Origin of the sequence: uncultured Clostridium sp., assembly GCF_963515715.1 — a bacterium.
Lineage (GTDB): Bacteria > Bacillota > Clostridia > Clostridiales > Clostridiaceae > Clostridium_AW.
Map to the genome: position 1 here is coordinate 1 of NZ_CAUPZS010000034.1, position 24,147 is coordinate 24,147.

The 24,147-nt window shown below is 30.1% G+C and carries 20 protein-coding genes and 2 riboswitches; of the genes, 19 read left to right on the forward strand and 1 reads right to left on the reverse strand.

Going from position 1 to position 24,147, the window contains the following annotated elements:
* The 15 genes from RYO54_RS17660 to RYO54_RS17730 all read left to right on the forward strand — a co-directional run.
* A partial coding sequence (locus tag RYO54_RS17660) for an ATP-binding cassette domain-containing protein (RefSeq protein ID WP_315121749.1) occupies positions 1 to 368 on the forward strand: 368 nt, incomplete at its 5' end.
* Positions 355 to 1,107 (forward strand): ABC transporter permease, encoded by a 753-nt coding sequence (locus tag RYO54_RS17665; protein ID WP_315121751.1) that lies wholly within the window; start codon positions 355 to 357, stop codon positions 1,105 to 1,107. The genes RYO54_RS17660 and RYO54_RS17665, both read left to right, overlap by 14 nt.
* 9 nt (positions 1,108 to 1,116) lie before the next feature.
* Positions 1,117 to 2,553 (forward strand): HAMP domain-containing sensor histidine kinase, encoded by a 1,437-nt coding sequence (locus tag RYO54_RS17670; protein WP_315121753.1) that lies wholly within the window; start codon positions 1,117 to 1,119, stop codon positions 2,551 to 2,553.
* Between the two features lie 42 nt (positions 2,554 to 2,595).
* The gene (locus RYO54_RS17675) at positions 2,596 to 3,291 is read left to right on the forward strand and encodes a response regulator transcription factor (RefSeq protein ID WP_315121755.1); all 696 of its coding nucleotides are present in this window, start codon (positions 2,596 to 2,598) and stop codon (positions 3,289 to 3,291) included.
* Between the two features lie 231 nt (positions 3,292 to 3,522).
* Positions 3,523 to 7,014, forward strand: a complete 3,492-nt coding sequence (locus tag RYO54_RS17680) for a 5'-nucleotidase C-terminal domain-containing protein (RefSeq protein ID WP_315121757.1) — start codon at positions 3,523 to 3,525, stop codon at positions 7,012 to 7,014.
* 248 nt (positions 7,015 to 7,262) lie between these two features.
* A complete protein-coding gene (locus RYO54_RS17685; RefSeq protein WP_315121760.1) occupies positions 7,263 to 7,790 on the forward strand; it encodes a Chromate resistance protein ChrB in 528 nt (175 codons plus the stop codon).
* A gap of 15 nt (positions 7,791 to 7,805) precedes the next feature.
* Positions 7,806 to 9,572, forward strand: a complete 1,767-nt coding sequence (locus RYO54_RS17690) for an ABC transporter ATP-binding protein (RefSeq protein WP_315121762.1) — start codon at positions 7,806 to 7,808, stop codon at positions 9,570 to 9,572.
* On the forward strand, positions 9,559 to 11,328 hold the full coding sequence (locus RYO54_RS17695; RefSeq protein ID WP_315121764.1) for an ABC transporter ATP-binding protein: 1,770 nt from the start codon (positions 9,559 to 9,561) through the stop codon (positions 11,326 to 11,328). Before RYO54_RS17690 ends, RYO54_RS17695 begins: the two co-directional genes overlap by 14 nt.
* Positions 11,329 to 11,466: 138 nt before the next feature.
* Positions 11,467 to 12,423: a hypothetical protein gene (locus RYO54_RS17700; RefSeq protein ID WP_315121766.1), complete on the forward strand. Its 957-nt coding sequence runs from the start codon at positions 11,467 to 11,469 to the stop codon at positions 12,421 to 12,423.
* A gap of 171 nt (positions 12,424 to 12,594) precedes the next feature.
* Positions 12,595 to 14,172 (forward strand): response regulator, encoded by a 1,578-nt coding sequence (locus tag RYO54_RS17705; RefSeq protein WP_315121768.1) that lies wholly within the window; start codon positions 12,595 to 12,597, stop codon positions 14,170 to 14,172.
* 319 nt (positions 14,173 to 14,491) lie between these two features.
* Positions 14,492 to 15,079, forward strand: coding sequence for an HD domain-containing phosphohydrolase (locus RYO54_RS17710; protein WP_315121770.1), 588 nt, complete (start codon positions 14,492 to 14,494; stop codon positions 15,077 to 15,079).
* 208 nt (positions 15,080 to 15,287) lie between these two features.
* Positions 15,288 to 16,040, forward strand: coding sequence for a Na-translocating system protein MpsC family protein (locus RYO54_RS17715; RefSeq protein ID WP_315121771.1), 753 nt, complete (start codon positions 15,288 to 15,290; stop codon positions 16,038 to 16,040).
* 266 nt (positions 16,041 to 16,306) lie between these two features.
* The gene (locus RYO54_RS17720) at positions 16,307 to 16,633 is read left to right on the forward strand and encodes a winged helix-turn-helix domain-containing protein (protein ID WP_315121774.1); all 327 of its coding nucleotides are present in this window, start codon (positions 16,307 to 16,309) and stop codon (positions 16,631 to 16,633) included.
* Positions 16,634 to 16,738: 105 nt separating this feature from the next.
* Positions 16,739 to 17,293, forward strand: a complete 555-nt coding sequence (locus tag RYO54_RS17725; protein WP_315121775.1) for a flavodoxin family protein — start codon at positions 16,739 to 16,741, stop codon at positions 17,291 to 17,293.
* A gap of 17 nt (positions 17,294 to 17,310) precedes the next feature.
* Positions 17,311 to 17,880 (forward strand): NAD(P)H-dependent oxidoreductase, encoded by a 570-nt coding sequence (locus tag RYO54_RS17730; RefSeq protein WP_315121777.1) that lies wholly within the window; start codon positions 17,311 to 17,313, stop codon positions 17,878 to 17,880.
* A gap of 176 nt (positions 17,881 to 18,056) precedes the next feature.
* On the opposite strand, the gene RYO54_RS17735 is transcribed toward RYO54_RS17730, so the two are convergent.
* Positions 18,057 to 18,386: a DUF6054 family protein gene (locus RYO54_RS17735; RefSeq protein ID WP_315121779.1), complete on the reverse strand. Its 330-nt coding sequence runs from the start codon at positions 18,384 to 18,386 to the stop codon at positions 18,057 to 18,059.
* A 312-nt stretch (positions 18,387 to 18,698) separates the two neighbouring features.
* Positions 18,699 to 18,891: riboswitch (cobalamin riboswitch) on the forward strand.
* Positions 18,892 to 19,007: 116 nt separating this feature from the next.
* Here RYO54_RS17735 and RYO54_RS17740 point away from each other — a divergent pair.
* The 4 genes from RYO54_RS17740 (at position 19,008) to RYO54_RS17755 (ending at position 24,070) form a co-directional block, all read left to right on the forward strand.
* A complete protein-coding gene (locus tag RYO54_RS17740; protein ID WP_315121781.1) occupies positions 19,008 to 20,174 on the forward strand; it encodes an ABC transporter substrate-binding protein in 1,167 nt (388 codons plus the stop codon).
* Between the two features lie 54 nt (positions 20,175 to 20,228).
* Positions 20,229 to 21,257 carry an iron ABC transporter permease gene (locus RYO54_RS17745; protein WP_315121782.1) on the forward strand — a complete coding sequence of 343 codons (1,029 nt, stop codon included), beginning with the start codon at positions 20,229 to 20,231 and terminating at the stop codon, positions 21,255 to 21,257.
* A complete protein-coding gene (locus RYO54_RS17750; RefSeq protein ID WP_315121784.1) occupies positions 21,254 to 22,447 on the forward strand; it encodes an ABC transporter ATP-binding protein in 1,194 nt (397 codons plus the stop codon). Before RYO54_RS17745 ends, RYO54_RS17750 begins: the two co-directional genes overlap by 4 nt.
* 187 nt (positions 22,448 to 22,634) lie before the next feature.
* Positions 22,635 to 22,827: riboswitch (cobalamin riboswitch) on the forward strand.
* 145 nt (positions 22,828 to 22,972) lie between these two features.
* On the forward strand, positions 22,973 to 24,070 hold the full coding sequence (locus RYO54_RS17755; RefSeq protein ID WP_315121786.1) for an ABC transporter substrate-binding protein: 1,098 nt from the start codon (positions 22,973 to 22,975) through the stop codon (positions 24,068 to 24,070).
* Positions 24,071 to 24,147 lie beyond the last annotated feature (77 nt).

Here is a 24,147-nt window from a genome sequence, read left to right on the forward strand (position 1 = left end):
CAGGGATACTAAGGTTTAAAGATGAAAAAACAAGAAAGTTTTCCCTTGGAATGAAGCAGAGGCTTGGAATTGCAGGGGCGATTCTATCCAGACCTGAAATTGTTATTTTAGACGAGCCTTTAAATGGACTAGATGTTGAGGGAATGATTGATATGAGAAATCTTATAAAAAATCTTGCAAAAGAAGAGAAGACAACATTTTTTATATCAAGCCATCTTATTCATGATGTTGAGCTTACCTGTAGTAAGATAGGAGTTCTTTATAATGGAAGAATGCTTAATGTGGATACAACTAAAAACATATTAAATAATTATGCTTCACTGGAAAACTACTTTATAAGCGAGGTGGAACGAAATGGTAGAATTTAAGGCTGCTGTGATTAATGAAGTTGAAAAGTTATATAAAAAGAAGAAGATTTTAGTGGCAGCAATAATATCATTGATTTTCATTGTAATAGGACAACTTACTATTACTGGATTAAGAAGTGGCTTTGGATTAAGGGGAACCTCTAGCATGGAGTTTCCAATATTAGTACTATCCATGCTAGTGAATAGTATATTACCACTTTTTGCTACATTTATTACCATAGATAGTTTTTCGGGGGAATTTTCTCAAAACACTATGAAGATTGCAATTACAAGACCCATTACAAGATTGAAGTTTTTTACTGCTAAAATAGTAGCTATAATGTTTTTTATATTGATTAATCTTTTGTTTGTAATGATTTTTTCAACTATTGTAGGGGTTATTTTTAATGCAAACTCTTTTACTCTGCAAGGAATGATGAGAATAATTATATCCTATATAGTTACTATACTTCCTATGATGGTCTTAGTATTGCTAGTCACAGTGTTTACTAACATTCTAAGAAGTGGAATAGGTGTGTTTTTTTTATCAGTTCTTGTTTTTAGTGTGTTTAAAGTAATGGAGGTTATTTTTTCACAATACTCAGGGATACTTTTCACATCCATGTTTAGGTGGTATAATTTGTGGATAATGAGCAGTTTTCCATTCCTAAAGATTTTCCGTCAGCTTATGATGATGGGCAGTTATGGAATATTACTCTTTACACTAGGGTATTATTTATTTGATAAAAAAGATTTTTAAGGTGAAAAAATGGATATAAAAAAACGACTAATAATATCTAATACAATAACGGCTATAGTGCCACTTATCATTACCATTATATTCATGTTTAGTTTTTTATTTGTTTCTTCAAAGGTTTTTCACAAGGAGCCTGACTATGATGGTTTTAAAGATGGGATGATTGTAAGGACTGAGCTTGTAGATATTAGAAATGATATATTAAAACAAAATATTAAAGACATTGAAGACACTAAATTTCAAGATGATTTATCATATAAGCTTTCAGATTTAGATGGTAAATTCATAATTGTTAAAGGGCATAAGATTATAGCTAGCCCTAAGGATATTAACAAAATAGATATAGAAAAAACTATGGAAGTATTAAAGGGAAATATCCTAGAAAAAAGGATAGTAATTAATGGTATTTGTTATATGATTGAAGCTATAGACTTAAACTTAGAAGGAAACAGGACTGGAAATATAATATTGTTAGCTCCTATAGGAGAAGAAACAAATGTATTTAATAAACTTGTGGTTATCGCTATTGTGGTTTATATAATATCTTTTATAGTAACTAACATAATTATGTCCTACCTTTTTTCAGAGAGAATAATAAAACCTATTAAGTTTTTAAAAGAAGCTACAACTGAAATCAGTAATGGAAACTTAGATTGTGAGATTATTGAAGATGGTGACCAGGAGATAAGGGAATTGTGTCATGGCTTTGAGGTTATGAGAGTACAACTTAAAGATTCTATAGTTATGAAAACGAAGTATGATGATAATCGTAAAGTACTTGTATCTAGTATTTCCCATGACCTAAAGACACCAATAACATCAATAAAAGGTTATGTAGAGGGAATTTTAGATGGAGTGGCAAATACACCTGAGAAAAGAGAGAATTATTTAAAAACCATTTATTCAAAGGCTGAACATATTGACCATATGATTGATGACTTGCTTTTATACTCAAAGCTGGATTTAAAACAGCTTCCTTTTAACTTTGAAAAAATAGATATTGTTGAGTATTTAAGTTTTTGTATATGTGAAAGTGAATCCGAACTTATAAAGGATAACATAAAAATAAGTTTAAATAATGATTTAAAGACCTCTAAATATGTTATGATGGATAGAGAGAGAATGAGAAGAGTTATTTTAAATACTATAGAAAATTCACGTAAATATATGGATAAAAAGCAGGGGCAAATAAATTTAAATCTACGAGAAACAAGCTCAAGTATTATAATAGAAATAAGGGATAATGGTTCTGGAATTGATAATAATGATATAAATAAAATATTTCATAGATTTTATAGAGCGGATTCTGCAAGAAGTGAAGCAAAGGGTAGTGGGTTAGGACTTGCTATTGCAAAACAAATTGTTGAGGGGCATAAAGGCAGGATATGGGCAGTTAGCCACGGGAATGAAGGCACAAGTATTATGATATCTCTCGGAAAAATAATATGAAATAAGGGGCAAAAAGATTAATATTTGGAGGTTTTCAAGCATATGAAAAAAATATTAATAGTGGAAGATGACCTAAGTATTGCTGAACTTCAAAGAGATTACTTAGAGTTATCAGGTTTTGAAGTGAATATTTGTACGGATGGGGTAAGTGGTTTAAATGAAATAAAGGGAAATAAATATGATTTAATAATTCTTGATGTTATGCTTCCTAAGATTGATGGTTTTGATATATTAAGAATTATTAATGAACATAAGGATATACCAGTTTTAATGGTTTCCGCTAAAAAAGAAGAAATTGATAAAATAAAGGGGTTAAGTCTTGGAGCGGATGATTACATAACAAAACCTTTTAGTCCAGGTGAATTGGTTGCCAGAGTTAAATCTCATCTTCAAAATTATGAGAGAATGAGAAATAAATTTTGTAGTAAGTCAAATAATAATAGCATTGTTATAAGAGGGCTTGAAATACTTAAAGACTCAAGACAGGTATTTATAAATGGCAAAGAAGTTAATCTAACACAAAAAGAATTTGAGTTATTATTGCATATGGCTGAAAATCCTAATAGAGTATTTGGAAAGGACGAGCTCTTTGAAAGGATTTGGGGTCTTGATTCCCTTGGAGATAATGCTACAATTACAGTACATATTAGAAAAATACGAGAAAAGATCGAATCAAATCCATCAGAGCCACAGTATGTTGAAACGCTGTGGGGAGTTGGATATAGAGTTAGGGTATAAAACTAAGGTATAAAACTAGGGTATAGAGTTAATGGATAGAATACACAGCATCCGAATTAAGGTTTGGATGCTTTTTGTATGCTTAAATATTGGATTTATGATTAGAGTTGATCGATATTCACGATTAATTCATATTTACAGTATTGTGTAAAGGATGTATAATAATATTATAAATACCATTATTTTCCCAAGGTATTACAAAATAATAAAAGTAAGGGAAGGGGAGGTTTTATGTTTAAAAAGTTTAAATTTAAGAAGTGGACATCTTGGTTAATAACATTAGTTATGGTATTAAGCTTCGCTACTCCATTTAATGTATTAGCAGCAGGAAAAACTGTAGACATACAGATACTTGCAACAAGTGATACACATGGAAAGTTTTTACCATACGAGTATGCTACTAACTCAGAAAGTAAATCAGGTAGTATGGCACAAATTGCTACGGCAATTAAAGAATTAAAAAAGGAAAATCCTAATACAATATTGGTGGATGTTGGAGATACTATTCAAGATAACTCAGCTAGTTTATTTTTAAAAAATGAAATGCATCCAATGATTTTTGCTATGAATGAAATGGGATATGACACTTGGACTTTAGGAAATCATGAATTTAATTATGGTGTTCCTACACTAGACAAAGTTGCTTCTCAATTCAAGGGATCAGTACTTTGTGGAAACGTTTATAGACCAGATGGAAAGAGATTAGCAGAACCTTATAAGATCGTTGAAAAGTCAGGAATAAAAGTTGGCCTAATAGGAATGACTAGTCCTAATATAACAAGATGGGACTCAGAAAATTTAAAAGGCTATAAAGTTACAGATCCTATAGAGGAAGCTAAAAAAGTAATATCTGAAATCAAGAATAAAGTAGATGTAATGGTGGCAGTAGTTCATATGTCAGAGGGAGAAGAGTATGGAAATAAAGGCTCTTCAGCAGTTGAACTTGCAAATGCGTGTCCAGAACTTGCTGCTATAGTTGCTGCACATGAGCATAAAGCTGTTGAGGGAGTCTTATATAATAATGTTTTATTGGTTGAAAATAAAAATGCAGCTCAAAGCATAGCTAAGATAGATATAAAACTTACTGAGAAAAATGGAAAATATGTAGTGAATGATAAAGCTAAAGATGTTACATCTAAAATTATATGGATGGAGGATGCAAAAACTAAAGCTATAAATTATGAGTCAGATAAAGATTTAGAAAAAAAATTAAGCTCATATCATAAAGTTGCTTTAGATGATGCCAACCAAATAATAGGGGAACTTAAAGGCGGAGACTTAGTTAAAAAGGATGAAGTAAAAGGTATACCTACTTCACAAATAGAAGAAACTCCAATGATTAATCTAATAAACGAAGTGCAAATGCACTATACAAAAGCTGATGTTTCAGCTGCAGCAGCCTTTAGATCAGACGCTAATATGAAGCAAGGTAAAATTAAAAAAAGTGATGCTTCATTAATATATAAATATGACAATACATTATACTTATTGGAAGTAACAGGAAAACAATTAAAAGATTATATGGAATGGTCAGCAAGTTATTATAATACTTACAAACCAGGAGATTTAACTCTATCTTTTAATGAAGACATAAGAGGATATAATTATGATATGTTTTCTGGAGTTAAGTATGAAGTAGATGCTTCAAAAGAACCTGGTAATAGAATTGTTAACTTAAGAAAAATGGATGATTCAGCAATAAAAGATACAGATACTCTTAAGTTAGCAGTAAATAATTATAGAGCTAGCTCACATCTTCTAAATGCTAATGGTGGAATATTCAAGGATGGAAATATACCAAAAGTTATAGAAAAGGATGCAGTAGGAGCTACTCCAATAAGAGATTTAATAGGAAAATATATTGAAGAAGTAAAGCAGGGAGTAATAACTCCACAAATGAATAACAATTGGAAAGTTGTAGGGAATAATTGGGATTCTACAAAAAGAGAGGAAACTGTAAAATTAATAAATGAAGGTAAAATAAAGATTCCTCTATCTAAAGATGGAAGAACTCCAAATGTGGCAGCAATTACAGAAGCGGATTTAGAATATGCAAAAAATACTAAGACAGTAAATGTTATATCCTTTAATGACTATCATGGTATAGTAAATGAATCAGGAAAAGATATAGGAATAGCTAAATTTGCAGGAGCTATAAATAATTTTAAAAAGGAAAATAAAAATACCATAGTTGTATCAGGTGGAGATTTATATCAAGGTACAGCTCTTTCTAATTTAAATTATGGAGCTCCAATAAGTGAAATGCTAAAATCAATTGGATTAACTGCCTCGGCAGTAGGAAACCATGAGTTTGACTGGGGCATGGATAGAATAGGAAAATGGTCAAAAGAAGCAGGCTTTGATTTCTTAGCATCAAATATATATGATAAAAAAACAGGACAGCCAGTTAATTGGGCAAAACCATATAAAATAGTAGAAATGGATGGATTAAAGATAGGATTTGTTGGACTGGCAACTCCTGAAACAGCTTATAAAACTAAGCCAACTAATGTAGAAAATATTGAATTTAGAGATCCAATAGTAGCTACAAAAGAATGGAGCAAAAAATTAAGAAGTGGAGAGTTAAAAGAAGGTAAGGCTGACGTGGTTATAGCTTTAACCCATCTAGGTTCTTTCCAAGATAAAAAGACTGGGGAAATTACAGGGGAAGCAGCAGATCTTGCCAAGGCTAATGCTGGAGTAGATGCTATAATTTCTGCACACACACATATGCCTGTATCAGGAAAAGTTAATGGAATTCCTGTAGTTCAAGGATACAAAAATGGTAGAGCTTATGTAAAACTAGAAGTAGCATTTAACACTAAGACTAATAAGGCAAGTATAGAACCAACTTTCATTGATTTGGCAGAAATAGTTAAAACATTACCAGAGGATGAAGCAGGAAAAGCTATAGCTAAAAAATATGATGATGCTTCAAAATCTAAATTAGATGAAGTTGTAGGAACTACAGATAAGGATTTAACCCATGATAGATTTGGTGGTCCTACATTACTTGGAGAGTGGGTTTGTGATGTAATGGCTAAGACTGCTAAAGCTCAAATTGCAATTACAAATGGTGGAGGACTTAGATGCCCAATAGAAAAGGGTAATATTACTGTAGGAAAATTATATGAACTTATGCCTTTTGATAATACATTATTTACAATGGAATTAAAAGGATCAGATTTAAAAAGAGTTATAGAAAACGGTATAGATAATAAAACAGTAGGATGGGCGGCAATTTCAGGAGTAAAAGTTAAATACGACTTAAAACAACCTTTTGGAGATAGAATATATGAAATGACTTTAAAAGATGGTTCAAAGGTTGATATGAACAAATATTATACAGTTGTTACTAATGACTTTATGGCTGAAGGTGGAGACGACTATGATTTCAAAGGAGCTAAAAATTTAAAGGATACTAATTTACCAATAAGAGATGCTTTAATAAATGAACTAAGACAGGTTAAAAAGCTTTCAGTAGTTAAAGCTAACTACTTAACACCAGGGGTTAAGCCTGCAACTAAACCAGGAACTAAGCCAACTCAGCCTGAATTAAAACCATCAGATAAAAAGGTTATATATACAGTAAAATCAGGAGACTGCCTATCTTCAATAGGAGAAAAATATAACATTTCTTATAAGAAAATAGCAGCAGAAAACAATATTAAAAATATTGATTTGATATTCATAGGACAACAATTAGTAATACCAATTAACTAAAAATATTATTAAAATGCCAGCTATGGTTAAAACCATAGCTGGCATAATTTATTTTATCGAATTTACTACCTCATTAAACTTTTTATTTTATGTCAAAAATCTCTAGTGAAAAATGGTATGGTGATAAACTATTTTGAATAAAGTAAAATATTGACATTATACTTGTTTGGAATTAATATAAAAGTAACCAGTATTACATGTAACCAGTGTTACGATTATAGCTTAGTATAGGCAAGGAGGCAAATAATATGGAATGGAGAACTCTTATATATCAAATTCCTCGTGAACCACAAAAAAATAGAATGGCAGTATGGAGAAAACTAAAATCCATTGGTGCACTAAATGTACTTCAATCAATTTGGGTTTTACCTGAATCAGGGGAGGCTAAAATTGAGTTTAAAAAGCTTGAGGAACAAATACATTCTATTAATGGACGAGCAATAAACTGCATTACTAACATAGACAACCAGAGTAAAAATCAAAATATAATTAATGATTTTAATGGTGAAAGAGAAGCTGATTACAAAGAGCTTATAGGCAGGTGTAGAAATTTTATTGAGGAAATAAGGAGTGAGAGAGAGAAAGAAAACTATAACTATGCTGAAATTGAGGAAAACGAATATGAGTTAAATAAATTAAATAAATGGCTAAGAAAAATAGAAAAAAAGGATTATTTTAATTGTGAAATGAAAAAAGAAGTTTTAGAAATGTTAGAAACTTGTACTGAACTTTTTAATGAATTTAGTGATGAAATATTCGAAAAAAATGAAAAATAATCAAGAGGTGTATATATGGATAAAAAGCAAATAAGGACGAAATTTACTCCTCCCAAAAATTCTGATAAGTTGCTATCATACATTATAAAATACAATAAACAATTCATATTTACAGCAATTTCAGGAACACTCTATAATACAATTATTGTGCTAGGACCCATTTTCCAAGGGAAACTATTAGATTCAGCTATTTCATCTAGCGATGTTTGGGGAATTCTTAGAGCGGGCATTAAATTTATTTTAGTAACTTTAGCTTTTCAAGTTGCAAGATTTTTCAAAAGATATTACGTTAGGGATATGGCAAACCGCATCAGTGGGGATATGAGAATTGGTATTACAGAATCCTTGCTTAATAAAGATTTAAATACCCTTGAAAAGCAAAGGGTGGGAGATATGATGTCCACAACCATTGGTGATGTAGATATTGTAGTAGAAGCTGTAAGAAAAACCATCACTGAACTATGGGATACCTGGGTGCTTATGCTTGCTTACTTTGTAACTCTTATGATTTACGATGTTAAAATAACTTTAATAGCATCAATTCCTATTCCATTATCTATTTTTCTAGCAGAATTTATGAAAAACTTTGTTCAATCTAAGAATAAATTAGCAAGAAAGGCTAATTCTAAAACAACCTCTCAAATTAGAAAGATGATTGCAGAAACTAGTCTGTTAAGGCTTTATGGAAGAGAAGAGGCTGAATTAGAAAGATTAGAACAGAAGTTAAAGGATCAAAGTAATAAGGCTACTGCAGCATCAGTGTTAAAGAGTGGTTTAGGACCTATATATTCATCAATAGCTACTATTGGTATTATCTTAGTTGTAGCCTTAGGAAGCAATGAAGTTATAATGGGAAACTGGACAATTGGTACCTTCACTGCTTTTATCACTATGTTTACATCACTAGCAGCTAGAACTACTACAGCTGCCAAAGTGTTTAATATTCAACAAGGGGCTAAGGCTTCTTGGGAAAGAGTTAAGAATTTAATAGGTGACAACAATATTGAAGATAATTTTAAAAATGAAATATTAAATCCAAAGGAAATAAGTATAGAAAAACTTTCTTTTAAATATCCTACCTCAGACCAATATGCAATTGAGGATTTATCATTAAAGGTAGAAGAAGGAATGATCGTTGGAGTTACTGGTTCTGTTGGTTCTGGTAAAAGTGCCTTAGGATTAGCGTTAACAGGACTATATGATTACGAGGGAAGTATTAAGTTTGACGGCGTGGAATTACGAAATATTTCTCGTGAGGATAAGTGTTCTAGTATTAGCTATATGGGACATAATTCATTCCTTTTTTCTGAAAGTTTTAGAAATAACATTACCTGGGGAGTGGAAGAAGAGGACATATTAGAAAAGGTATTGGATATAGCTTCGTTAAAAGAAGATATCAAAAGACTTGATCATGGATTAGATACACAGGTTGGAGAAAAGGGGATCAAGGTTTCAGGGGGACAAAAACAAAGGATAGCTCTAGCAAGAGCTCTTTATAAAAACTCTAAAATTCTAATACTTGATGACCCATTTTCAGCGGTAGATATAAATACAGAAGCCAAGATAATTGAAGGATTACGTAAAAATGCAAAGGATAAAATCATATTTATATTTTCCCATAGACTTGATGCCTTCAAATACACAGATAAAGTTTTGGTATTAGATAAGGGTAAGGTTGTACAAGAAGGAACCCATGAAGAATTAGTTAATGATAAAGGTATATATAACAAGATTGTAGAATCACAAAAATTTTTAGGAGGTGAAGAGAGTGAGGAAAAATAAAATAGTGCTTAATGCCTTTGTGGATACATGTAAGAATAAGCCCTTCTCAATAGTTTCATTGATAATTGCTATTATTGTGGGTATTGGAATGCAGCTACTCCCTCCTCAAATTTTAAGAAATATAATAGATAATCATATTTCAAAGGGAATAAGTGAAGGTATATGGGTGTTAGCAACTTGGTATTTGTTAGCTGTAATAGTAAGTGCAGTGGCTGATTTGGTACGTGAGATGAGCTTGGCTATAGTAGGCCAAAATATGCTAGCTAATATAAGATACAATATGGCAAAGAAATTATTAAAGCTTCCTATATCATATTTATCAAATAATTCTGTTGGCTCAACAATGAGTTATTTTACTTCGGATGTGGATGCGGTAGGAACAGTTTTAACCTCAGGGGTAATAAGTATTATAGCTGATGGATTAAAGGCTTTGGGAATTGTTATATCTGTATATATATTAAGCCCGACTTTAGCTCTATATGTGTTAATATTAATTCCAATAATATATGTGATAACAAATTATTTTAATAAAATAACATTGAAATCTCAATTAGAAGCGAGAAAAGCAGTAGGTAAAATCAATGGATACATTCAAGAATTGTTTAATGGAATAAGGACTATAAAGATATTTGGTAAGGAAAAACAATTTGTGGATAGGTTTCAGAAACCATTAAATGATAACTTATATGCAGTTCATAAAACAAGTACCTATGATTCTATATTTCCATGCATAATGCAATTGTTAAGAGCTACGATGATAGTTGTAATTGTAGTTATAGCTTCACCTAATGGAGTAGGTTCAATAGGATTAACCGTTGGGTCAATAGCAGCCAGTATTGATTTAGTATCAAGGATGCTAGCACCTATTGAATCCATAGCTATGGAATTTCAAACAATACAAGAAGCTATTTCTGGGTTAAAGAGAATTGAAGAGTTTGAAATGTTAGAAGAAGAAATAAGATATGAGGAAAATGATTCTTCTGTGGAATTTAATGAAGATAAAATCAGTGATTATAATTTTAATATAAGCTTAGACAATCTATCTTTTGACTATGGCAATGGAAAAAATGTGGTGAAAAACGTATCCTTCAATATAGAACCAGGAACAAAGGTGGCTTTGGTAGGTAGAACTGGTGCAGGAAAAAGCACAATATTAAATCTTGTGGCAGGGCTTTATGAGGTTAAGGAGGGAATTATAAAGATAGGAGATTTTAATCCATTTAAAATTCCCGCAAATTTACGTCGTAAGATCATAGGAATAGTACCTCAAAACATCATGATATATGATGGCACCATTAAAGAGGCAATAAGCTTGTATGATGAAACTATTACTGATGAGGAAATAATAAAGGCAGCAAAAGCTGTAGGGTTACACGACGATATTATAAATCTATCTAAGGGATATGATACAGTAATTGGCGAAGGAGAAACACAGCTTTCTAATGGCCAATATCAATTGCTATCTCTTGCTTGTGCAATAGTATGCAATCCTCCAATTTTATTGCTGGATGAAGTGACCTCAGGTTTAGATTTTATAACAGAAAAAAAGGTATTTAAAGTGTTAAAGGAAATATCTAAAGATAGAACTATATTAACTATAAGTCATAGAGTATCTGGAATAATAGATGCTGATAAGGTGATAATTCTTCAAAAGGGAAAAATAGCTGAAATGGGAACGCCAGAGGAATTAGCAGGAAAAGAAGGATGGTATGCTAAGTATAATCAAATTGAAGAATTAGGATGGAGAATAGGTTAAGGGTGTTAGGAAAGATTATGAAATTTATATATGTGTAGAAAAATGTAAAAAAATTTTAAAAGTATGCTCCTTTTTCTTCTTTTGTTTCGTAGTATAAATATAAGTCAATAAGAATAATAATCCAAAGGAGGAAAATTGATGATTAATAAGAAGGTAATTCTATTACTAACTTGTGTTGCTTTAACGTTACCTATAGGTGGAGTTTCGGCAGCTGACCAAAAACAAAATGATGCACCAGTGGCGATTAGCGCTAGTATAAAGAATGAAGATGTGAAAATCGCTGTTAAAAATGTGGAAGGAGAAATATTAAGTATAAGAGATATTAAAGATGGTATAATTCTTTCCATGGAAGATATCAATATTTCTATCAATGATAAAAGCGAAATAATAAATGAATTTGATGGAAAAAAATTAACTAAGGCTGATTTAAAAGAGGGTATGAAAATCAGAGCTTATTATGGCCCTGCTGTTACTTTGGGTATTCCACCTATGTCTTATGGTAGAAAGATTGTAGTTTCACAAGAAAATGAGAGTATAGGAACTGTAGAACAAAATATAGGTAGTATAATTCAATTAGATGATAAAAAGAATGAAAAGAACGCATATATAAAATCAAGGGATGAATCTGCATTTACTTTTATTACAGAAAAAACTGAAATAGTAAATGGAGAAGGAGAAAAGGTATCCATCAGCGATTTAAAAGAATGGAATAAAATAAGAATATATTTTGATAAAAAAGATGGAATTGTAGATTTTAAAGGATTTGTTACTACTGCATATATACCTGAAAAAATAGTTATTTTAGATAAAGTAGAGAAAGATTTATTAGCTACTCAAGGAAAAATAACTAGCTTAACTGATGGTAAAGAAGGGGGAGCTATCCTTTTAGAAGGCAAGAAAGCTACAGAATTTGGATATGATGTAATAAAGCTTAACATCAATGAAAATACAAAAATCATAGATGTAAAAAGTAAAAAACAATTATCCTATAAAGATTTAAAAGAAGGCGCTGAGATAGTAGCTTATTATGGTGGTGCAGTTACAAGAAGCATGCCTCCTATAGGAAACTGTATGGAAATAATAGTTTTACAATAACCTAAAAAATAATAGGGAAAAAGCAGTAGGGAAACCTACTGCTTTTTTTATGCTGGATTGCTCATGCTTTTCTATTAAGGTTTTATAATAAATAGCCGAAAATTTAATGTAACATATGGTAAAAATGAAAAATGTTGCTATACAACTTAGGAAGGAAATGCGGAAATAAATATGAATAAAGAAAGACATGCAGAAGTGAACAAGTTAAAAGTTATGTTTGAAAACTTTGATAGCGTATCTATTTTGGTTTTAGATAAACATTATAGATATACCTTAGTAAATGATAAGTACAAAATGATTATAAAAAAGTTGATAGGACTAGATATCCAAGTAGGAATGAGCGTATTGGACACAATTGATAAGTTAGAAAAAAATCATATAAAAAAATTTTTTATATCAAGAATTAAGGAAAAATTACTCATTGCTTTTAAAGGTATGAAAGTTAGTACTAATGAGGAAGTATTAATAAAAAAAGATCAAATAGAATATTATAAAATAGAAATGGTACCTATTAAAAATAAAAATGGATGCGTTACAGAAGTGGGTATATGTATTTTAAATATAACGGATAGAATTACAGTTATGAAACATTCTTTAAAAAAGAAATTAGATAATTCCTTAGAATATGAGGAAAAGTGCAATTTTCTTAGAAATGTAAGCCATGAAATAAGAACTCCTATAAATGGAATTATTGGACTAATAGATATTTTGTTAAAAGATGAATTGACTTTTAAACAAAGAGAATATATGATGGCCGTTAAAGATTCGGCCAATTCTTTATTAGACAACATGAATAATATATTAGAGAATTGTAAAACTGAATCAAATAAATTAGAAATCTACCATAAAAAAATTAATGATACCTTTGAAAATAACATTGATATTAGTATTCCCTTCACAATATATGATGAAAGGAAAAATAATATTAAGTTTGAGGAAAATGTACATAAAGTTGAAAAAGAATTTAAAAAATCAAGTAAAAAAAGAGAGGTAAAAATATTAGTCGCGGAAGATAACTTAGTTAATCAAATGGTAATCAGCCAATTGATAAAAATACTTGGATGGAAGAGTGAAGTTGTAAACAATGGAAAAGAAGTAATGAAAGAATTGGAAAGGGATAGCTATGATTTAATATTGATGGATATTTCTATGCCTGAAATGAATGGAATAGAAGCAATGAAAGCCATTAGAGAGATAAGAAAATTTGAAAAGATACCTATAATTGCATTGACAGCGTATGCCTTAGCAGAAGATAAAGAAAGGTTTATAAAGTTAGGCATGGATGATTATTTATCAAAACCAATAGATAAAGAAAAATTATATTCTATGATAAATAAACATTTAAATCTTGATGAAGAAGAGTGTAATAAAAATGAATTAGATTTAAATGATGAGTGTTTTGATGGATTAAACAGATTGGGTAAAGTTTTAGATGGAAATACTGAATTAATATTTGAATTGGGAAATAAAATGATAAAGTTATTTTCTAAAGAACAAATGGATGAGATAATTTATTGTATTGAAAAAGGAAAAACAACAAAATTATCAGAAATAATACACAAATTAAAGGGAGCCATTTCAAACTTTGGGCTAACAGAAATTAATATTCTTTTAAATGATATTAAAGAAAAAGCCGTTTTAGGGGAGATAGATTCGGTATATAAATTAATCAATGAAATAGATGGGAATATAAAGGAATTTGAAGAAAAACTTATAAAATACTGTAATAAATCCAAGTTTTACATATAATTGATTTTTAGATAAATTGACTTATAAACTTTTATGGTGTAACATTTTGGTTAGAGAGTAAATTTTATGTTGCCAATGAGACTTATAGAAAATAAGTGTTTATTTAGCTATGGGTATATTGGTATGTTTGTATGTTTACGTGATTTTAAAATATAAATTACTGGTATGATTAATAGAGAATATGTAATTATTCTGCTAAATATAAACCAGCGTAATTAGTTTTTATTTATATCAAAGACTAATTACGCTGTTTTTTTTGTTTATGTATGTTCATGGGTTTGCCTTATTTATTTAATAATATTAAATGGGGGGATATGTGGTGGAGCTGAATTATTTGATAAATACTAATTTAAAGGTGGACAAGTATGAAAGTATAACTTTAGATACATTTTTACACAGTAAGAGGGTGGGAGGATATGTAAAAAGAATGGCACAATCTATGGGTTATTCCTCTAAGCAAATTAATACTCTAATTTTACTTTCATTAAGTCATGATATTGGAAAATCAAGAATACCAAGGAACATCCTTAATAAAAAAGGAATGTTAACGAATTTTGAGTTTGAAACAATTAAAATGCATGCCGAATATGGAGCGGAGATATTGATAGAAAATAAATATTCTAAAGACTTTTGTGATGTTGTTAGATTTCATCATGAGAATTATGATGGAAGCGGATATTATGGGTTGTGCAAAGATGAAATTCCTATTGCTTCTCGTATAATTCGAATAGCGGATGTTTTTGATGCATTAACCACAAATAGGACTTACAGAGAAGCTTATACAATAGAAGAGGCGTTGGAAATTATGATATGCGAAAAAGATATGTATGATCCTAAACTATTTGAAATATTTATAAAGCTTGTTGAGGAAAATATAAATATAGATTCATTTGAGAATATATCATAAAAATTAATAAAAAGGTATTTTAATAGGGTGTATGGGATTCTAGAAATTAGCTTCTAGAGGCACATACGCCTATTTTGCTTATTAATAAATATTTGAATATTATTAATAAATTTGGTAAAATTAGCTTAAATAATTAGGAGTATAACTATGGGATAAAATACATTTAAGCTGAGGTGTTTATAAGAGAGTGGACAAGGTTGTTAAGATAATGAATAATATTAAACTTTTATATGTAGAAGATGAAGAAATAACAAGAATTATAAATAAAAAAATTCTAAAAGAATTCGTTGGAAAATTATTTATAGCCAAGGATGGCGAAGAGGGACTCCAATTATTTATGAAACATAGGCCACAAATAGTTATATCAGATTTAAGAATGCCCAACATGAATGGATTAGAAATGATAAAAAAGATAAGGGAAATAGATCAAGAGTGCGGTATTATCATAAATACTGAAATAGAAGATATAGAATATATATTGGAAAGTGTAGATATAGGCATTGATAAATATTTAGTAAAACCCATAGAAAAAGAAGAAATGTTAGAATCTTTACACAAAGTAGTATTAAAGATAATCAATAGAAAAAATAATAATGGCAAATTGTATGGAATTTCACAATTAAGCAAGGAAGAGACGAAGAATATTGAAGAAGAAATAAAGATAAAAACATCTTCTTTCTTAAAAAAATTTACGGGAAAAGGTCCAAAAGACACTCAAGTATCTTTAACAGGAGGCATTATAGAAATTAGGACTTATGATATATTAACACCTATGGAGAGAACTTTACTTAAAAATAAAGGCAACTTAATGTTAATCGAGTATTATAGAAACTTATTCTATAAAGAGGTAAGTGATGATTTGGTAGAATTGATTACAAAAATCATAGGTGCAAAAGTAAAGGTAAGCAAAATTTATGTAAACCCATTGGAGAATATGGAACATATTGTTTTTGAAGTATAATTTGATAGAGATTTTATAAGGACTAAACCACTTCATATCTAAAAATAATATAGATAACTATCAATTCTAATCTCTTTTCTAAGGGATTAGGTAACTAATACAATACCCCAAAAAATATAATGTATGAGAAGGCTTGAACTTACAGTGCTGTTCAAGCCTTTTCATTTATTTTAATTATTAGAGTTGAAATGGTTCATAATAAGACATATAAATTATTATTGACATGTGCATAGGTGTGCATGTATAATCTTAATTAGGTGATAGATATGAATGAAAATGATTTAATTTTAGAATGTACCAAAGAAATAGAAGAAAGCATTGATTTTGAATTTTTTAAGACTTTATTTGATCCAGTACGATGTGATATTATGAAATATCTAGCTATTAACGGCACTAAGAATATCAAAGATATTTCTGAAAATTTTACACAGGATCGTTCAGTTATTTCAAGACATTTGGATTTAATGCACAGATATGGGATAGTCAATAAAACAAAAGAAAATAGAAATGTTCTTTATGAATTGAACGATAAATATATTCTTGAAAAATTCGAATTAACAGCAACTAATTTAAAAAATTTAATACAGCGTTAAAATTTAAAAAGGCAGGGTTGCCTTTTTAAAAAATATCATAATGTGCATATATGTGCATTAAAGTATTCATTCATTCGCCGAATTAAGTAAAAGGAAGGAATAAATATGAATATACTATCTGTCTTAGCAAGCCCTCAAAAGCAAGGCAATACAGCTATTTTATTGAAAGAGTATTTAAAAGGTGTAGAGGATTTAACCTCCTCATCCCAAATAGAAACAATTTATCTCCAATCAAAAAATATACAATATTGTACAGGCTGTAACACCTGCCAAAAAAGCAGTCAAAGTCAATGTATATTAAAGGATGATATGCAGGATATTTATAAAAGTGTGGAAAAAGCAGATGTTTTGGTCTTTGCCACCCCTGTTTATGTTTTTAATATGACTGGGCAGTTAAAAACTTTTTTAGACCGTTTACATGCATTAGATTATAATACTCTATTAAACAAAAAAATTGTATTGTTAACCACTTATGGAGATAGCACTGAAGCCAATGCAGGGGTTCAAAATATTGTCCAATCTATCGCTATGCTTTCTAAATATGTTGGGATGGAGTTTATACAAAACCTTAATGTAAGCACATATGAATTGCAGGTTTGCGAAAATGAGCAATCTAAAAAAGCTGCCTATACATTGGGAACAGACATTTTAAAATATTAATTAAGAGGTGATTCAAAATGGTAACAATTATATTTTCACATCCATGGCACGGAAGTTTTAATAAGGCTATACTGGATACGATAACAACTACTTTAGAAAAAAAGAAAAAGGAATACCAGGTAATTGACTTAAATAAAGATAATTTTAACCCTGTTATGACTGAAGGGGAATTGGCTTTGTATTCAAAAGGACAACATAAGGACCCTTTGGTAACAAAATATCAAAATATGTTAAAAAAAACAGATGAAATTATTTTTCTATTTCCCCTTTGGTGGTACGATCTCCCTGCTATCCTCAAAGGTTTCATTGATAAGGTTATGTTGAAAAATTTCTCATATACAGAATCAAGTACAGGGTTAAAGGGTAAATTAACCCATATTAAATCTGCAAAAGTGATAACAACAGGTCAAGCTCAACGTTGGTATGTAAAATATTTTGCTGGCAATTTAATTCAAAAAACATTTATCAATACTACATTAAAAGGCATTGGCATTAAAAATGCTAAGTGGATTCACTGCGGGGATGTTTCCAAAGGCGCTCAGGTGAAGAGAGAGAAATTTTTGCAAAAGTTGGCCATTGATATTTAAGTGTTGTATATTCATGAATAAATAATAAGTAAAAACCTTGCAAATACATAGTTGTTTTACAAGGTTTTTATTTTTTTCTGTTTAAAATAGTAGCAAAATCAATATGAAAAAGAAATAAGAAAATAAAAATTACATAGCATGTTGTAAATTTTGTAACAAATGCACTATTTATCTATTTATTCAGTAATGAAATCATTCAATATTATCTTAACACTATAAGCAAAATCATCTGCTGCTCCCCAATCGAAACTGAAAAATCTTCCTTGAGAGCTTCCGGTAGCAACTGTTGTTACCTTTGTCTTTCCATTTAAATTATTTACTAATACTATTAAAGCAACTCTACTGCTTACTCTCATAAAATACTTCTCAAATATTAAAGTGCCATAATATCTATCATTGCCTATATCGTGAAATTCTTCATGTATAAGATCAGCAGATTCTTCCTTTTTAACCTTGCTCATAACCTCTGCTGGAGTAAGATTTACAATAAAATTATATTTATCCATACCAATATCCCTCCTACTTAATTATATTATAACATTTGTAAATGGATTCATAAATGTAGAAAGCAGTGGCAATGCTCTTATGATGATCGATATACTATTATTGGATGAAAATGATGAAGATAAATAGATTATTTAACTATGAGAAGGCTTGAACTGTAGTATAAGTTCAAGCCTTTTCATTCATTTTAATTATTAGAGTTGAGATGAATTACAATCAAATATTAGGAAAATAAAGAATTAATTATAAAAACATTGACTAAAAGTATGTTGAAAAGTATAATAATGTAGAATGATTGAAAATGGTTTAAAAAAGAATAAAATGTAAATATAGGTTCTTCTTCGATAATGTAGAAGATTAATAGGGAAACCGGTTAGAATCCGGTGCAAACCCATTGCTGTATTCAGTTACGAATCTCAAATATGCCACTGTGAAGATATTCATGGGAAGGCTTGAGAGGAGGATGATCTGTAAGCCAGAATACCTGCCTATATTTTATGAATCGGTTAATAGGGTGTCAATGTTAACTGTTTATTTTGTGCGTTGAAATGGGAAACCGCTTAGTGATTTACTAAGTGGTTTTTTATTATATATTATTAATATATTACTCAGGAGGAATTTAAATGAAACTTTCGAAAATGAAAAAAATTTTAACCACTCTTATTTTGGGGATGATTATGTTTGCATTTGTTGGTTGCTCTACAAAAACAAATACTGACCCAAATCCTGATTCAAAAGGAATCAAGGAAGAAAGTACATTGAAAAATAAAGATGATAAAATTAAATATGCAACTAAATTCAATGTAGAATATTTAGATAACAATGTTAAGTTAGTAACAGATGGTGCTGATAGGAAACTATTATTAGTACCAAAGGGAGAAAAAAAACCGGAAGGATATGATGATATTCAAGTTATAAACACTCCAATAGATAATGTTTTATTATGTTCAAGTATACATACTTCTCTAATAAGACCATTAGATGTGTTTGACACAGTGGGATGTGTTACAACATACGATATAGACAAGGGTCATATTGATGAAATAAACGATAGAATGAAAAGTGGATCAATCACATATGTAGGAAAAAATACAGCTTTAGATTTCGAATTAATTAAATCTAAAAAACCAGAAGTAGCATTTGTTATAGCGGGAGATGTGCCAAAAATCGGAACTAAGCTTGAAGAATTAGGAATACCATATATTGTTGAGGCTTCATCACTAGAAAACCATCCTTTAGGAAGAATGGAATGGATAAAATTCATGTCTTTATTTTATAATAAAGAAGCTGAAGCGGATAAACACTTAGAAAAGGCAGAAGAAACTGTTAAGAAAGTAAGTGAAAAAACTAAAGGGAAGGACAAGCCTATAGTTACAGCTGGAGTTATACACGATGGGAAATTCTCAGTAAGGCTTGGAGGTTCATATCAGGCAAAAATGTATGACATAGCTGGTGGAGATTATACTTTTAAAGATTTTGAAAGCAATAAGAGTGGAGCTAGCTCAATAACTTTTGAGGAGTTTTATGCAAAGAGTACTAATGCGGATATATATGTTTTTGAAGGCATGGGAAAAACAAGACCTGAAACTATAAAAGATTTTGTTAGCCAAGCACCTATAATAGAAAATATGAAATCCATTAAAAATGGAGAATTGTGGTCATCTCAACCATGGTGGTCTCAATCAGTGGATAAATTAGATGAAATTATTGAGGATTTAGCAGCAATTTTTTATCCAGAGGAATTTAAGGGACATGAAGTAAGACATTACTTTAAGGTAGCAAATAAATAGGTATAAAAAATAGGAGGGTAAAAACTTACCCTCCTTTAAAACGGAGGAAACAAAATGGAGACTACAGATAAGGCGAGATTTAAACATGTATTTATTTTAATCTCTCTTTTAATATTTACGTTTTTTATATTTGCATTTTGCATTGGATTTGGATCTGTAAAAATAGACTTAAAAGAAGTTATACATATTATTTTTAAAAAGGAAGCCTTTGATCCTACCAATAGAGACATTGTTATGGATATAAGACTTCCAAGGGCTTTAGCAACATTAATAGGTGGAGCTGCTTTGGCACTTTCAGGTTTATTGCTTCAAATATTTTTTAAAAATCCTATAGTGGAACCTTATGTATTAGGAATTTCATCAGGGGCTACTTTATCTGTGGCTTTGATAATGCTCGGGGGAATTACTTTAGGCTTTAAAAATCATTCTCCTTATATATTGGTTTTAGGAGCTTTTTTAGGTGCATTATTAGTAATGATGTTGGTAGTAGCCTTTGCTATAAAGGTAAGAGATATAGTAACTCTTTTAGTTATCGGTATAATGGTTGGATATATTTGTAGTGCAGTGACAAATATGCTAGTAGCTTTTGCAGATAGTGAGCGTTTATATGGCTTTGTTATGTGGACAAAGGGAAGTTTCTCAGGTTTTACATGGAGTAATATAAAGGTGCTTATGATTGTAGGAATTCCTATAATTATTGGCTCTTTTTTTGTAGTGAAGCCTCTTAATGCATTTCTAATGGGAGAAGAATACGCTAAAAGTATGGGAGTTGATATAAAGAAGTTTAGGCTAATCATTATATTGATTGCTAGCATATTAACTGCCGTTGTAACTGCTTTTACAGGTCCTATAGCTTTTGTTGGTCTTGCCGTTCCTCATATTTCAAGACTGATTTTTAGAACCTCCGACAATAGAATATTAATCCCAGGTACGGTTATTATGGGTGCTATAGTTACATCATTTTGTGATTTGATTTGTAGAACAATTTTTGCTCCTATAGAATTGCCCATTAGCTCCATAACATCTTTTATTGGAGCTCCTATTGTAATATATCTTATACTCAAAAGGAGGGCATCTCTATGATAACTTTAAATACTGAAGATCTTTATGTAGGCTATGAAAATAAGGTTGTTGTTAAGGATATAAATATAAAACTTATAAAGGGAGAAAATTTATGTCTTTTAGGGCCTAATGGTGCAGGTAAGACCACTATTTTAAGAACTATATCTAAACTTTTAAATCCTATAAAAGGAACGGTTTATATAGAAGGAGAAAATATTAAAGACATACCCAATAAAGAACTTTCAAAGAAAATGTCTGTAGTTTTAACCAATAAATTTAATGGAGGATTAATGACGGCTTTTGATGTGGTAGCTATGGGTAGATATCCCTATACAGGTTTTTTTGGATACTTAGGTAAAAAGGATATAGAAAAGATTTCTGAAGCTTTAAAAACTGTAAGTGCTAAGGATATAGCAAAATCTTATTTTGATGAACTAAGTGATGGGCAAAAACAAAAGATTTTAGTAGCAAGAGCTCTTGTACAGGAACCGGATGTGATTGTTTTAGATGAGCCTACAACACATTTAGATATAAAACATAGATTAGAGCTTATTGAAATACTAAGAAAGCTTACAAAGGAAAGAGGGATTACAGTAATATTATCTCTTCATGAGATAGATATAGCATTAAAAAGTTGTGATAAGGTAGCCCTCGTAAATCAGGGAAGAATAATTGCTTACGGAAGGCCAGAAGATGTGGTGGATGAAAAAACTATAGAAGAACTATATGAAATAAAAGAAGCAAATTTTAATAATTTACTTGGATCTATAGAACTATCAAATACTAATAAACCTAAGGCTTTTGTCATAGGCGGTGGTGGCTATGGAGCTCCTATATACAGGGTGCTTACAAAATATAATATAGGCTTTTATACAGGTGTTTTACATGAAAATGATATAGATTACGAAGTAGCTAGAACTATAGGATTACCTATATTGAAAGAAAATGCTTTTGAAGATATAAAAGATGGAAATATTGAAAAGGCAAAAGATATGATAGATAACGTGCCTTATGTAATAGATTCAGGTTGTCCCATAGGTGATATTAACAAAAATAATTTACAATTAATTTACTATGCTTTAAGTAAAGATAAAAAAGTTTTTAGTTTTAGAGAAAAAGAGGATTGTGTAAAACTATATGGTGAAATGGGTAAAAGTATTGAATGTGTAGACTGTATGTATGCCTTATCAGAAAAATTTCTTACTACATAAAATGACTTAAATAAGCAATATTTAAATCTTATATGATGTATAGGAGAAATTAATAGAAAAAGAGAGATAGCATATAAGTACAAGGGAATTAAAGAAATAGGAGAGAAATATTTTATTAGAAAAAGATTGACTAAAATTATATTAAAAAGTATAATAATGTAGAATAATGAAAAAATAGTTTATAAGGGAATAAAATAGAAATGTAGGCTCTTCTGCAATAACACAGAAGATTAATAGGGAAACCGGTTAGAATCCGGTGCAAACCCATTGCTGTATTCAGTTACGAATCTCAAATATGCCACTGTGAAGATATTCATGGGAAGGCTTGAGAGGAGGATGATCTGTAAGCCAGAATACCTGCCTATATTTTATGAATCGGTTAATAGGGTGTCAATGTTAACTGTTTATTTTGTGCGTTGAAAATGGGAACCACTTAGTATATTACTAAGTGGTTTTTTATTTGGGAAAATTACATCAAGTGATTTTCTTATAAAAAATTATTATTTTAATAAAGGGGAGAGTATAATGAACAAAAAAACCAAAAAAGTATTTTTAGTATGGTTTTGTACTATGTTATTATTTGTGTTTGTAGGCTGTAACGCAGATAAGACAAAAGAAGAACCTAAAAACCACAGTGAAACAAAAACGGTGACAATTACAGATAATGCAGGAAGAACTGTAGAAGTTCCCTTTCCACTTGAAAGGGTTGTTGTAGCATCAAGATATAACAATGAACTCATCCGTGCATGCGGAGCCATAGATAAAGTTGTGGGAGTAGATTTAAATACTGCTCAAGATAGGGAGTATTGGAGTAATTTTGACCCTAATAACACTATTGGTAAAGGCCAAAATGAATTAAACTATGAAAAAATCATTGAACTAAAACCTCAGGCATTGATACTTCCTAAGAATGGAAGCTATAAAGAGGCAGAAGAAAAACTAAGCCAATTTAATATTAAAGTAATTGTTATTTCAGGTTATGATACAGAGGACTTTGAAAATCAAATAAAAAATATTGGAAAGATTTTTGATAAAGAAGAAGAATCAGAAAAATTTATAGCTTATTTTAAAGAGCCATTAGAGTATATTAATAAGCAATTAGAAGACGTTGAAAAGAGAAAAGTTTATTGGGAAGATATAAAAGATTATCGTACTTCCTTTAAAGGAGACTATTATTACAAAATGATTGAACTTTCTGGAGGAGAAAATATTTTTGCAGGAGAACAAAAAGCTGCTAGTAGTGCAGAAATTGATCCGGAAAAAGTTATTACTAAGAACCCAGATGTAATTGTTAAAACTGTAACTCCTAAAGCAGCTCTTAGTGGTACAGGATTATATACAGCTCCAACATTAGAACAAATGAATCAAACAATTCAAGATATTAAAAAGCGTCCAGGTTGGGATGAAATAGATGCAGTTAAAAATGATGATGTATATTTAATGACTCAATTCGGCCATGGTGGGGCATCAAAGCTTATTGGCTCTATATATTTAGCAAAATGGATTTATCCAGATAAATTACAGGATCTTAACCCAGACGAAATGTTTAGAAAGTGGTTAGAAGATTTTCAAGGATTTAAGTACATAGATGGACATTTTTATCCAGCTGCAAAAACAAAATAAGTACAAGCTTTTATGAATATTTTAATTATGTGAGAAGGAAAATGGAGCTTAATTTCCTTCTCACCAATTTTTAGAAT